Annotated in this window: 13 protein-coding genes and 1 tRNA gene; 3 read left to right on the top strand and 11 right to left on the bottom strand. The window is 25.3% G+C overall.

The features are described from left to right. Positions 1-151 precede the first annotated feature (151 nt). Positions 152-1,072 carry a carbohydrate kinase family protein gene (locus BUE91_RS03845; RefSeq protein WP_073508009.1) on the top strand — a complete coding sequence of 307 codons (921 nt, stop codon included), beginning with the start codon at positions 152-154 and terminating at the stop codon, positions 1,070-1,072. An 8-nt stretch (positions 1,073-1,080) separates the two neighbouring features. Then, a complete protein-coding gene (locus BUE91_RS03840) occupies positions 1,081-1,995 on the top strand; it encodes a pseudouridine-5'-phosphate glycosidase (protein ID WP_073508008.1) in 915 nt (304 codons plus the stop codon). Between the two features lie 28 nt (positions 1,996-2,023). Here the strand turns inward: BUE91_RS03840 and panF are convergent, their stop codons facing one another. Genes panF through BUE91_RS03805 form a run of 7 tightly spaced genes read right to left on the bottom strand, consistent with a single transcriptional unit; the run spans position 2,024 to position 7,190 of the window. Continuing rightward, positions 2,024-3,472, bottom strand: a complete 1,449-nt coding sequence (panF, locus tag BUE91_RS03835; RefSeq protein ID WP_066899200.1) for a sodium/pantothenate symporter — start codon at positions 3,470-3,472, stop codon at positions 2,024-2,026. Beyond that, positions 3,465-3,716, bottom strand: a complete 252-nt coding sequence (locus BUE91_RS03830) for a YhdT family protein (protein WP_066899202.1) — start codon at positions 3,714-3,716, stop codon at positions 3,465-3,467. The genes panF and BUE91_RS03830 overlap by 8 nt, the downstream gene beginning before the upstream one ends. Next, positions 3,713-4,348, bottom strand: coding sequence for a pseudouridine synthase family protein (locus BUE91_RS03825; RefSeq protein WP_073508007.1), 636 nt, complete (start codon positions 4,346-4,348; stop codon positions 3,713-3,715). Before BUE91_RS03825 ends, BUE91_RS03830 begins: the two co-directional genes overlap by 4 nt. Further along, entirely contained in the window at positions 4,338-5,540 is a 1,203-nt protein-coding gene (locus BUE91_RS03820; RefSeq protein WP_073508006.1) for a pyridoxal phosphate-dependent aminotransferase, read from the bottom strand. Before BUE91_RS03820 ends, BUE91_RS03825 begins: the two co-directional genes overlap by 11 nt. Continuing rightward, entirely contained in the window at positions 5,524-6,156 is a 633-nt protein-coding gene (locus tag BUE91_RS03815; RefSeq protein ID WP_073508005.1) for a YoaK family protein, read from the bottom strand. Before BUE91_RS03815 ends, BUE91_RS03820 begins: the two co-directional genes overlap by 17 nt. Then, positions 6,146-6,586 (bottom strand): nucleoside 2-deoxyribosyltransferase, encoded by a 441-nt coding sequence (locus BUE91_RS03810; protein WP_073508004.1) that lies wholly within the window; start codon positions 6,584-6,586, stop codon positions 6,146-6,148. Before BUE91_RS03810 ends, BUE91_RS03815 begins: the two co-directional genes overlap by 11 nt. A 1-nt stretch (position 6,587) precedes the next feature. Beyond that, on the bottom strand, positions 6,588-7,190 hold the full coding sequence (locus BUE91_RS03805) for a DUF1361 domain-containing protein (protein WP_066899210.1): 603 nt from the start codon (positions 7,188-7,190) through the stop codon (positions 6,588-6,590). A 126-nt stretch (positions 7,191-7,316) separates the two neighbouring features. Here BUE91_RS03805 and BUE91_RS03800 point away from each other — a divergent pair. Next, positions 7,317-7,392, top strand: a tRNA-Lys gene (locus BUE91_RS03800). 77 nt (positions 7,393-7,469) lie between these two features. On the opposite strand, the gene BUE91_RS03795 is transcribed toward BUE91_RS03800, so the two are convergent. From BUE91_RS03795 to nrdI, 4 genes are read right to left on the bottom strand one after another with little or no spacing between them, the layout of a single operon-like run. After that, positions 7,470-8,621 carry an MFS transporter gene (locus BUE91_RS03795; RefSeq protein ID WP_073508003.1) on the bottom strand — a complete coding sequence of 384 codons (1,152 nt, stop codon included), beginning with the start codon at positions 8,619-8,621 and terminating at the stop codon, positions 7,470-7,472. Positions 8,622-8,630: 9 nt separating this feature from the next. Beyond that, positions 8,631-9,632, bottom strand: coding sequence for a class 1b ribonucleoside-diphosphate reductase subunit beta (nrdF, locus tag BUE91_RS03790; protein WP_066899220.1), 1,002 nt, complete (start codon positions 9,630-9,632; stop codon positions 8,631-8,633). Between the two features lie 14 nt (positions 9,633-9,646). Beyond that, positions 9,647-11,731, bottom strand: a complete 2,085-nt coding sequence (gene nrdE, locus BUE91_RS03785; protein WP_073508002.1) for a class 1b ribonucleoside-diphosphate reductase subunit alpha — start codon at positions 11,729-11,731, stop codon at positions 9,647-9,649. Then, the gene (nrdI, locus tag BUE91_RS03780; RefSeq protein WP_082814379.1) at positions 11,731-12,132 is read right to left on the bottom strand and encodes a class Ib ribonucleoside-diphosphate reductase assembly flavoprotein NrdI; all 402 of its coding nucleotides are present in this window, start codon (positions 12,130-12,132) and stop codon (positions 11,731-11,733) included. The genes nrdE and nrdI overlap by 1 nt, the downstream gene beginning before the upstream one ends. Positions 12,133-12,290 lie beyond the last annotated feature (158 nt).

The following is a 12,290-nucleotide window of genomic DNA, read 5'->3' as shown; positions in this document are numbered from 1 at the left end:
TTATTATACCCCCCCCCCTGTATTTTTGTCAATGAAGTATTATTAATATTTTATATTAACTTTATTATTCATTAAAATGAATATTTTTATCAATTGACTATATATGTAAATATATGATAGACTTTGGGTATATAAATAAAAGAGGTGCTTTATGATTTGTATTATAGGTGGTGCTAACATTGATATACAAGGTTTTTCAGAAAATTCTATTATACTAAATGATTCAAATCCTGGTAAAATAGAAAAAGGATTTGGTGGTGTAGCAAGAAATATTGCAGAAAATCTTTCTCATTTAGATTTAAATATAAAGTTTATTGCACCAATAGGTGATGATGAATTTTCTGTTTCATTATTAAAATATATGAATAATAAAAAAGTTGATATGTCTAATTGTTTAATAATTCCTAATGAGTCCTTATCAACTTATTTATCTGTATTAAATGATGAAAATGAAATGATAGTAGCAATTTCAAGTATGTCTATACTAGAAAAATTAGATATAGATTACATAAAAAGCAAAGAAGAATATATTAAAAAAGCTGATGTTTTAGTTATTGATACAAATTTACGTCAAGATGTTATTGAATATATTTCTACATTTAATAAAAAAATTATAGTTGATTTAGTTTCAACTACTAAAGCAAAAAAAATAAAAAACATTCTTAATAAAATTCATTCTATTAAGCCAAATAAAATAGAAGCAGAACTTTTAACAGGAGTTGAAATTAAAGATGAAAAAACTATGAGATTAGCTGGTCAAAAACTTTTAGATCAAGGAATTGAAAATATATATATTACCCTAGGCAAAGAGGGTATGTTTTATATGAACAAAGAAAAATATGGATTAATCAATAATCCAAAAATTAAAGCAGTTGATATTACTGGTGCTGGAGATGCATTTACAGCAGGTATAGTATACTCAGCTAAAAATGGTTATGATATAGAAAAAAGTTCTAAAATTTCAATGTCTATGTCAATAATTAATGTCACTAATATAGGTACTTGTTATCAAGGTCTAACAAAAGATTTATTAAATAATACTTTAAAAAAATATTTTAATATAGAATTATAGGAGGAAAAATGAAAAAATATTTAGAAATTAATAAAGTGGTAAAAGAGGCTTTAGAAAATAATAAACCTGTTATAGCTTTAGAATCAACAATAATATCACATGGTATGCCATATCCACAAAATGTTGAAGTTGCCTTAGAGGTTGAAAGAATTGCAAGAGAAAATGGAGTAGTTCCTGCAACTATAGGAATAATAAATGGAAAATTAAAAGTAGGATTAACTGAAGATGAAATTAATTTTTTAGGTAAAGAAGGAGTAAATGTTCCAAAAGTAAGTAGACGTGATTTAGCTTATGTTGTAAGTAAAGGATTAAATGGTGCAACTACAGTTTCAACTACTATGATAATTGCAGCTCTTGCTGGAATTAAAATATTTGCAACAGGTGGAATTGGTGGTGTACATAGAAATGCAGAAGTTACTATGGATATATCAGCAGATCTAGAAGAATTAGCACAAACAAATGTTGCAGTAATTTGTGCAGGTGCAAAATCAATACTTGATTTACCTTTAACATTAGAATATTTAGAAACAAAAGGTGTTCCAGTACTTGGATACAAGACAAAAGAATTACCTGCTTTTTATACAATAAAAAGCGGATATAATTTAGATAATGCAATTGATAATCCTAAAGATTTTGCAAATATATTGAAAACTAAATGGGATTTAGGGTTAAATGGTGGAGTTGTAATAGCAAATCCTATACCAGAAAAATATGCTATGGATTTTGACGTTATAACTAACGCTATTAATGAAGCGTTAGAAGAAGCAGAAAAATTAGGAATTAAAGGTAAAGATTCTACACCATTCTTACTTGATAAAGTTAAGAAAATAACTGATGGAAAATCATTAGAAGCTAATATACAACTGGTATATAACAACGTAAAACTTGCAGCAGAAATTGCAAAAGAATTTGTAGAGTTATAATAAAAGGCGTGTTAAACACGCCTTTTTATTATTTAAAAAATATTTCTATAATTTTTTCATCATTTTTCTTAGTTATAAATGAAACTAAAATATATGAAATCAATGCAAATGTAAGTGCAGGTACTATACTCATAAGACCAAATATTGAATATTTAAATTTTTCAAGCAATATGAAAACAACAAAACCTACAATTACTGAGGCTATAGCCCCCTTATCATTACCTCTCTTCCAATATAGTCCCATAAATACTGGTACAAAAAATAAAACTTCTTGACCTGCAAGTGCAAATAAATTAATCCATACAATCAAACTAGGTGGATTAATTGACAATAAATATGTGATTATACCTATACTAATACTAATAATTAACGAAATCTTTTTTAATTTATTATCACTTGCATTTTTGTTTATGTAATTTATATACAAATCTTTAATTATAGATGATGAAATTAATATTAACAATGAATCTACAGTTGACATAATAGCAGCAAGTGGTCCACCTATAAATACCCCTGCAATTATAGGATGTAAATTTTTTAATGCAAGTATAGGTATTAATTTATCACTAACATCAATATTAGGTTCAATTGCTCTTCCCATAAATCCAACTAAATGTATTCCTATTAATAAAAAGCCTACAACAAAAGTTCCAATTATCATTCCATTATGAAGTGCTTTAGAATCTTTATACCCCATACTCCTTACAGTTGTTGCAGGTAACCCTAATATACCTATACCAACTAAAATCCAAAAAGATAATATATATGGTCTTGATATTGCTCCTCCAGCATCAGGTGTTAATAAATTTGGATCTATATTTTTAATAATAGAAGTTATTTCTGACATAGAACCCACTTTATTTATTATTACAAAAAACAAGACAAATGTAGATATCATCATAACTAATCCCTGTATTGCATCAGTTATTGTTACAGCTTTAAATCCACCGATAGTAGTATAAAATATAACTGTAAACACAAATATTGTTAATGCTATTTTATAATCTATATCTATAATGCTTTCTATAAGTCTTGCCCCTCCAATAAATTGAGCAATTATAGAAGCAAATAAAAATATTAACAATAATACTGAAAGTAAAATTATTAATAATTCATTATTATATCTTTTTCTTAAAATATCTATTAATGTTACAGCTTTTATTTTTCTTGAAATTATAGCTATTTTCTTTCCAAGTACTCCTAAAGTAAAAAATATTAATGGAATTTGTATACAAGCTAATAATACCCAACCTAAACCCAACTTATATGCTATAGATGGTCCACCTAAAAATGATGACGCTCCTATATATGTTGAAACTACAGTCATAGCTAAAACAAAAGCTCCCATACTTCTATTTCCAATAAAATATGATTCTGTAAAATCATTTTTATTTTCTTTTTTACTTATATAATATGCTGTTAATATAGTAATAAATAGATATATTATTATAGGTAATAATAACTGAAACTTATTCATTTATATCACCTGTATTTAAATCAATATTTTTAAAAAAAATCTTAGCTACTATAAATACCGCTATATTTACCCAGATAAATCCTACTATACAAGAATAAAAAAACCATTCAGGAAATCCTAAAATATATTTATAATCTTCAACATTTTTGGGTGGATAAATATATGCAAAATAATACCACCATATAAAATACATCAAATATATTATACTTGTTATTAAAGCTTCTTTATTAATTTGCTTTTTCATAAAATATCACCTTTAAAAATAATTTTATCCAAAACTAAAAATTTAGGATCCATTGGTTCTTTTTTACCTTTTAAAATATATCCACTCATTCTTCTAACTTGTTGAGGCATAAATGAATTTCCTTCAAAATATAATTTTTCTTCTAAATAAGTTACTTTAATATCTCTAAAGTGATTTTTCAATTTTAAACCCTTATGATTTGTAAACTCAGAAAAATCCATATATCCACTAACTTCTTCACATCTTTTTAATATAGTTTCATCATCAACATTCAAAAACTTTTTAGGATAAAAATAAATATATATTCTTTTTTCAACAATATCTGGTAAAACTATATCATTTCTTGTTTTTATTACATTTTTAATTTTTAATCCTGAAATATCTGTATCAATATCAAGTATATCTAAATCAAATTCATCAGCAATAAAATATATATAGTTTGAATACGCTGAAACTCTTGCATCTGTTCTACCAGCTTGTTGTAACCCTTTATATATCTTTATTCCTTTTGATAAAAGATATTCTTTAAGTAAACCTTTCACTGTTTTTTTATCCTTAATTTCATCAAAACAATAAAATTTCTTACCCTTATATGATATTTCTAACAAATATCCATTTTTTTTATTTTTCATTATATTCCTTTAATGCTATTTCCAATAAATTTATACCTTCTTCAATCTCTCTAAGATTATTACCACAAAAAGAAAACCTTACTTCATTTTTAACTAAATTTCTATGTTCCTTTGCATAAAATCCACTACCTGAAGCGAACATTAAAGTTTTATTATTATGTCTAAAATCACATAATAACCATTTATTAAATTCTTCAGTATCATCAACAGGAAGAGAGGCAAAAATATAAAAAGCTGCATCCGGTTTATTTGCTTTTACTCCATCTATTGAAGTTAATTTTTCATACATTAAATCTCTTCTCTTCTTATATTCCGCTCTAACATCATCTATGTATACATCAATACCTCTTACAAGGTTAGCACTAGCATACTGTTCTATAGTCGAAACAGACAATCTTGCTTGACAAAATTTTAAAGCTTGAGCAACAATTTCCTTATTTCTAGATACAAATACTCCTATTCTTGCTCCACATGCACTATAATGCTTAGATATACTATCTATCATTATTACCCTATCTGATACATCCTCAAAACTTAAAAATGATTTAAATTTTGTATCAACATCGTATATAAACTGTCTATACACTTCATCAGAAATAATGAATAAATCAAACTCTAATGACAACCTCTTTATATCCTCTATTTCTCTTTCATTTAATACAACTCCAGTTGGATTAGATGGATTAGAAAATAATATAGCTCTTGTTTTAGGAGTAATTAATTTTTTCATTTCATCATAACTTGGTAATCTATATCCTTCTTCTATTTTTGTAACTATAGGAACCAATTTAGCATCTGCTATTCTTAAAAATGAATCATAATTTGAATAATATGGTTCTGGAACTAAAATTTCATCATCTTTATTACATATTGTATTAATTGCAAACTGAAGAGCTTCGCTCCCACCATTAGTTATTAAAATTTCATTTTTATCAATTTTAAGATTATATCTTAAATAATACTCCACAAAAGAATCAAGTAATTCTTCTAGTCCTTGTGAATTTGTATATTTAATTATTTTTTCTTGATACTTTGTAACTCCATTAAAAAAAGAATCAGGAGTTTTAACATCTGGTTGACCTATGTGAAATTCAAATATTTTTACACCTTCTTTTTTAGCTTTATCAGCGAAAGGAACAAACTTTCTTATAGGTGAATATTGCATAGACAATACCTTATCTGATAACTTCATTTTTCCCTACTTTCTTTATTATATAAAATATTAATAATAGTATTAAAACGCAAACATATATAGAAAATTTATCAAAAAATATTATACTTATATCTCCTAATAAAACTCCTGTTAAAAAACCACTAACTACTACAAAATAGTCTTTAATGTCTTGTTTTCTACCATTAACTAAAGCTTCAACTAAAGCTCTAGTATTACCTGTACACATAGTCGACATATACACATTATCTGAAATCTTTCTGAATGTTTGTATCTGTATTCCAGATATAAAGGCTATTAAAGATACTGAAATTAATTGTATGCCTACAAAAGGTATAAATGATAAAATTAATATTTCTAAAAATAATACTAATTTAGAAAAATTAATAGTAACCTTTGATTTAATTTTCTCTGCAATTAAAACACCAAAACAAAAAAATATTATTGGAACTATATACTTAGTAACATTACTTAATTCTAATCTTTTTAAATTAAATACCATTAATATCAAATTTCCAGTAATAGTAGTTGCAAATACTTTCCCTAATAATAAATAAGAATAAATTTCTAAAAAACCTCCTATCATTGTAAGAAAAAATGCAACTATTCTTTTATTTATTATCTTATTATTTATCATATTTTTTCAACTCTTCCATTGCTTCTTCAAATGAATATACCAATATTCCATGTTTAAGTATTCCTCCAAGTACAAAATGATTCATTGCATAACTTGGTATATAATATTTATTTGCTGATTTAAGTCTAATATCTGAATTTATTGCAATAATTTTTTTATTATACGCAATTGAAAGACCTAATTCAACCATTACTCCTGAATCTTCATTAGTCATATCAAGAATAACAACATCTGAATTAATTATTGCATTTGCATCTCCACTATATATATCTATAGGAGTTGGTAATGTCTGTTTATTCTCATTAAATGGTTGTTCTATAGGATTAAATAAATCAATATCTGGAAATTTTTCTCTTAATAATTTACCTTCTTTCAACCTCTGTGTTACCTCAGCTTCATTAAATAATGGACCTGCTAAATAGACTTTCATTTTATTCCTCCTCTAAAATTATTACAAATAACTGTATAAATGAAAATAATAATATGTATTTAATATTTCCAGAATTTATTTGATTAATAAATATTAAAAAAGTTTTATTTGGATAAATAAATAAATCCCATGAATTTAATCTAATAAATCTTCCAACAAAAACTGCAAGACCTGTTAAAAAAGAAACTACTAAATAAAAAGTATATTTGGTAATCTTGCTCATTTTATACTTCTTAACATAATTATTTATTGCAAGATAACTTAATTTCATTGCAATAATAACAGCTAGGAATATAAGGGATACTTTTATCCAATCTAAATAATTCATTAAATAAATTACTTTAGCCCCTCTTTTGTAAAATTTTAAATTACTAATATGTATTAAATCTGTAAATAAATAAACTGCATTTGGATAAAATATTAATGCCACAAAAGATAAAAATATGTCAACAAAAATATTTTTTTTCTTTATATTACTTATATAAAATGGAATATAAGCTAAAAATAAATTCCATGTCAAAAAATAATATTTTGGGTAAATAAGATTTGAAAGTATTGCAAATCCTAACGAAATCAAACTGTATTTTATGTATATTTTCTTCATCTTTACTCCTCAAAAATAAAACATACATAATAAATGTATGCCTATATCATTTAGTAATTTTATCATATTTTATTGTTTTTTTCTATTGATTTTTAACAAAAAGTATTGTATACTCTTTATGTATATGAGCCAGTAGCTCAGTTGGCAGAGCAACGGACTCTTAATCCGTGTGTCCAGGGTTCGACCCCCTGCTGGCTCACCATCATATATAACTGCTAGTAGATACTAGCTTTTTTTTTATTAAAAACATGTATCCATTTAAGATACATGTCATATTTATTACTTATCTTCTAAATTTATCATCAATATTACGGTCCCTATAATAGTTGCAATTAAAGAAGCTAATAACATATAATTTAGTGAATACACTTCAATTATTTTTCCTCCTAATAAATTACCTAATATAGATCCTATAGTTGATGATACAGCCATATAAGCTTGTCCTTTTATTCTATCTTTTTCTTCCATAATATGATTTGTATAATAAACTGAAACAGGTACATATATAGCATATCCTGCAAATTGTGTAACTTGTGCTATATAAAATAAAGTTATATTTCCTGTTAAAACAGTAACATATGTTATTACTATCTTTGTTAAAAATGCAATTGCTGATATTTTTAATAATTTTGAATAACCAAATTTTCTATTTAATTTTACTATATAAAACATAGCAGGCAATTCAACTACAGCAGCTATCATAAAACCTATACCTACTTCTTGTGAACCTCTACCTAAATTTTCTAAAATATTTCTCATAAATGTATTTAAAGCATTATGTGTAAAAAATATAAATATCATTCCTATAAGCACATAACAAAAATTTTTATATTTATAAAAAAATTCCGTTAAATTTGTTTTAATTTCTAAATCACTATTTATAGTTTCTTTCTTTATATCCTTAAAACTCATAATAGCAAATATAACAAACAAAGACAATATTGTTGCCCATATAGGTATAAATTCAAAACCTATTTTAGAACCTATTACTCCATAAAAATATGAAGAAATTGCAAATGCAGCAGATCCCATACCCCTTGCTATTCCAAAATTTATATTTTCCCCCTTATTTATATACTGGAATATAAATGTATACATATATGTTTGAGCATTAAGTAATCCTGTTATTAAAAGTACAAAAAATAATGAAACCATAATCTTATTACTAGAATAACTAATAAGTAAAGCATTTATCAAAACTAACATCATAGATGCTATAAGTGAGTTTTTTACTGTTATAGCCTTATAAACTTCAATTAATTTCGCCGTTAAAGGTTGTAATAAAACAGAAAAAAAAGAAGATAATGCCATAATAGTTCCTATTAATGTTGAATTAAATCCTCTAGAGCTTAAAAAGCTATTTGCAAAAGCATATACTGAACTAAACATAGCCCAGTATAGTATTTGCATTATTGTATATTTTTTAGTCATTTCCTCCTCCTAAATATCTAAATCCGTGTCAAAATCTTCTTTCCAATCATCATCATTTAAATGTACAACTTCTAATGTTTTTTCATAATTAGTAGATTTTTTAGAAAAGAAATCATGCTGTGTAGTTTCAACATTTAATCCATTTAATACTATAGCATTAACTTCTTTAATTTCAAATTCTTCTTTAAATCCTAAATTCATTAAAGCTTTGTTCCCGTTATATCTAATATATTCTTTAACTTCAGATGTTAATCCAACATCTGAATATATTTCATCAGTAAATTTTAATTCATTTTCGTATAATTCATAAAATAAGCTCATTATTTCTTTTTTTACACTTTCTTTTTCAACAAATGGCATTTCTTCAAATATTTCTTGAGCTAATTTCCCTACAAAAACTCCATGTATAGATTCATCAGCAATTATTTTTTTAATAATATCTGAACTTGCAACCATTTGTCCATGACCTGAAAGCCAAAGTGGTAAAAAGAATCCACTATAGAAAAGATAAGATTCTAAGAAAACAGAAGCTACCAATGCCATATATATTTCTCTTGGTGTTGCATTAGGATTATTTAAACATTGATAATATTCATCAATTTTTTGAGCTTTAAATTGTAAATATTGATTATTTTGTACCCATCTAAATATCTCATTTATTTCTTCAGTTGAAGCAACTGTAGTAAATATTGTTGAATATGATTTAGCATGTATAGATTCCATCATACACATATACGATAAAACAGATCTACATTGTAACGAATCAATATGATCTATGATTTTAGGCATACCTGTATGAGATTGTAAAGTATCAAGTAATGTTAGCCCTCCTAAAACTTTTTTATAAGTTTCTCTCATTTCAGGAGATAAAGAATGCCATGAATCAATGTCCTTTGAAGGTATGTATTCTGTATCTATCCAAAATTGCCTTAAGTTTTGTTCCCAAAATACTTCTACATAATCATTGTCTAATGTGTTCCAATTGACAGCTTTATATATCTTTTTTTCCATTTTAATTCCTTTCATTATACTGAACAGCTTAAGCACTCTTCAATAGTTGATTTTCTAGTTCTTGTATAGTATAAAGATTTTAACCCTAACTTATGAGCTAAAATATATAATTTTGATAAATCTCTTGTAGTATCATTACTCTTAGTATAAAGAATAGTTGAAATACCTTGATCCACATGTCTTTGAATTACAGATATTAATTTAAGTATATTTTTTTGATCCATATCGTATGCAGATTTATAGAAGAAGAAATTATCATAATTTAAATACGGCATAGGATAGAAAGTAGTAGAATCTCCATATTCTCTAACTTCAACCTTATCAACTATAGGCATAACAGATGCAGTAGAATTCATAATATATGAAGTAGATTGATTAGGAGCTATTGCCATTCTATATGCATTATATACCCCATATTTCATTACATCTTCTTTTAATCTTGTCCATTCTTCTATACCAGGTATATTTATACCTTCAAATAACTTTTTAACTTTATCTGTTATTGGCTTATATTCTTTAGTTATATATTTTTCAAAATATTTACCGTTTGCATATTCAGATTTTTCAAATCCTACAAAACTAACACCTTTTTCCTTTGCAATTTCCATACTTTTTTCTAATGAATAATAATTCATCATCATAAAAAATACATTACAAAAATCAAGAGCTTCACGTGATTCATATTGTATCATGTTTTTAGCTAAATATCCATGTAAATTCATAGCACCTAATCCAACTGAATTTAATTCTTCATTTGCTTTTTTAATACTTGGCACCATACTTATATTCGTAATATTTGAAACTGTAGTTAATGACTCTATAGCATTTTTAACAACTTCTTCTATAGACTTATTTTCCATAACTGTAGCAATATTTAAAGATCCTAAATTACAAGAAATTCCACATCTAATAGTATCCTCTTCATAATAATTATTAATATCTGAAACTTCTGTTATTTGCATAATTTCAGTACATAAATTAGTAAATTTAACATCTCCAATTTCTTTTAATACATGCTCTTTATTAGCATTGTCTTTAAAAAATAAATATGGGTAACCACTTTCTTTTTGTGTTTGTGCTATTTTAACTAAAAATTCTCTTGCATTAATTTTTTTCTTTTTAACATTAGGATTTGCTACAAGTTTATCATACCACTCATTCATATCTAACTCATCTAAATATTTTCCATATTCTCTATAAACAGTATGTGGATAGAAAGTATAACATGGTAAATCATCACTTGCAAGTTCCATAAATTTATCTGGAATTATTACTCCTATAGATAATGATTTAATTCTAATTTTTTCATCAACATTAATTTTCTTTGTGTCTAAAAATTCTAATATGTCTGAATGAAATACATTTAAATATACTGCCCCTGCCCCTGGTCTTTGTCCTAATTGATTTGCATAAGAAAAAATGTCTTCAAGTATTTTTATTATTGGAAGAACTCCACTTGCTCTCCCCTCAACACCTTTAATTGCTTCACCTCTTGCTCTTAATTTAGAAAGATTAAATGCAACTCCACCTCCTATTGAAGATAGTTTCATTGCAGATTCAAAAGCATAACCTATTCCTGATAAATTATCACCTATTTCATCTAAAAAACAAGATACAAGCTCTCCAGATCTTTTCTTACCAGAATTTAAAAATGTCGGTGTTGCTGGTTGATATTCTTGATTTATTAACATTTTTGCATATTTTAAAGCCTTTTCTTTATTTCCTTGGCCTAAATAAAGAGCTACTATAGATACTCTATCTTCATATCTTTCTAATATCTTCTCTCCAGTATCATCCATCAAAGCATAACTTTGATAAAATTTTGATGCCGCCATATATGATTGAAATCTAAATTTCTTAGAATACACAAATTTAAAAACTTCGTTAATTTCTTCAAATGAGTACATATCATAAAAATTTATATAATAATCTTTTTCAATTAAATAATCTATTTTTTCTTTTAAATTATGAAAAAAAACTGTATTTTTATTAATATAATCTACAAAATATGAATAAACTGCCTCTTTATCTTTTTCAATTTGTAATTTACCTTCGCTATTTTTTACCATTATTTCATTGTTTAAATAAACCCATTTCATTAGTCCTTCTCTCTTTCCTTTTCATATATCTTAATTTTTCTAATATATTCTTTCACATCTTGTAATGTTCCAGAAAGTTCAAATTTAAAAATAAATTCAATCCCATACTTTTCACTAATAAGTTCCCCAGCCCTTGCAAAATTTTTACCCCAATTCATATTACCACTAGAGCATACTGTCTTAATCTTTTTATAATTTTCATTATTAGTTAAAAAAGCATCTGTATTTTTTGAAATTTGTCCAAATCCAGTTGTAAAAGTTATTAAATGCCCCTCTTCTTCAACTATAGTTTCAGATGAAATTTTTATAAATTTAAAATTTTCATAATTCTTCATTTTACAAATGAACTTCTCAACATTACCCGTCAAGCTTTCATAATATATAACAATCTTATCCTTCATGACACGCCTTTCAAAACACAATATATTGTGTTGTATAATATATATTTACTCCATTATGATGTAAATTAGATATATAATAACCTTTTTATAAATCTTTTGCAATAGGTTACACAAAAATATTTTTTTATCTTGTATAAAATAAAATATTGTATTGATTT

Source organism: Streptobacillus notomytis (genome assembly GCF_001902585.1).
GTDB lineage: Bacteria > Fusobacteriota > Fusobacteriia > Fusobacteriales > Leptotrichiaceae > Streptobacillus > Streptobacillus notomytis.
This window is presented reverse-complemented; position numbering and strand designations above follow the sequence as displayed.

Bases quoted from the DNA above. Each gene is read 5' to 3' on its own strand.
- BUE91_RS03820 (WP_073508006.1), bottom strand. From the start codon at position 5,540: ATGAAGTTATCAGATAAGGTATTGTCTATGCAATATTCACCTATAAGA.
- BUE91_RS03830 (WP_066899202.1), bottom strand. From the start codon at position 3,716: ATGAAAAAGCAAATTAATAAAGAAGCTTTAATAACAAGTATAATATAT.
- panF (WP_066899200.1), bottom strand. From the start codon at position 3,472: ATGAATAAGTTTCAGTTATTATTACCTATAATAATATATCTATTTATT.
- BUE91_RS03795 (WP_073508003.1), bottom strand. From the start codon at position 8,621: ATGACTAAAAAATATACAATAATGCAAATACTATACTGGGCTATGTTT.
- BUE91_RS03810 (WP_073508004.1), bottom strand. From the start codon at position 6,586: ATGAAAGTCTATTTAGCAGGTCCATTATTTAATGAAGCTGAGGTAACA.
- BUE91_RS03815 (WP_073508005.1), bottom strand. From the start codon at position 6,156: ATGATAAATAATAAGATAATAAATAAAAGAATAGTTGCATTTTTTCTT.
- BUE91_RS03825 (WP_073508007.1), bottom strand. From the start codon at position 4,348: ATGAAAAATAAAAAAAATGGATATTTGTTAGAAATATCATATAAGGGT.
- BUE91_RS03845 (WP_073508009.1), top strand. From the start codon at position 152: ATGATTTGTATTATAGGTGGTGCTAACATTGATATACAAGGTTTTTCA.
- BUE91_RS03805 (WP_066899210.1), bottom strand. From the start codon at position 7,190: ATGAAGAAAATATACATAAAATACAGTTTGATTTCGTTAGGATTTGCA.
- nrdE (WP_073508002.1), bottom strand. From the start codon at position 11,731: ATGAAATGGGTTTATTTAAACAATGAAATAATGGTAAAAAATAGCGAA.
- nrdI (WP_082814379.1), bottom strand. From the start codon at position 12,132: ATGAAGGATAAGATTGTTATATATTATGAAAGCTTGACGGGTAATGTT.
- nrdF (WP_066899220.1), bottom strand. From the start codon at position 9,632: ATGGAAAAAAAGATATATAAAGCTGTCAATTGGAACACATTAGACAAT.
- BUE91_RS03840 (WP_073508008.1), top strand. From the start codon at position 1,081: ATGAAAAAATATTTAGAAATTAATAAAGTGGTAAAAGAGGCTTTAGAA.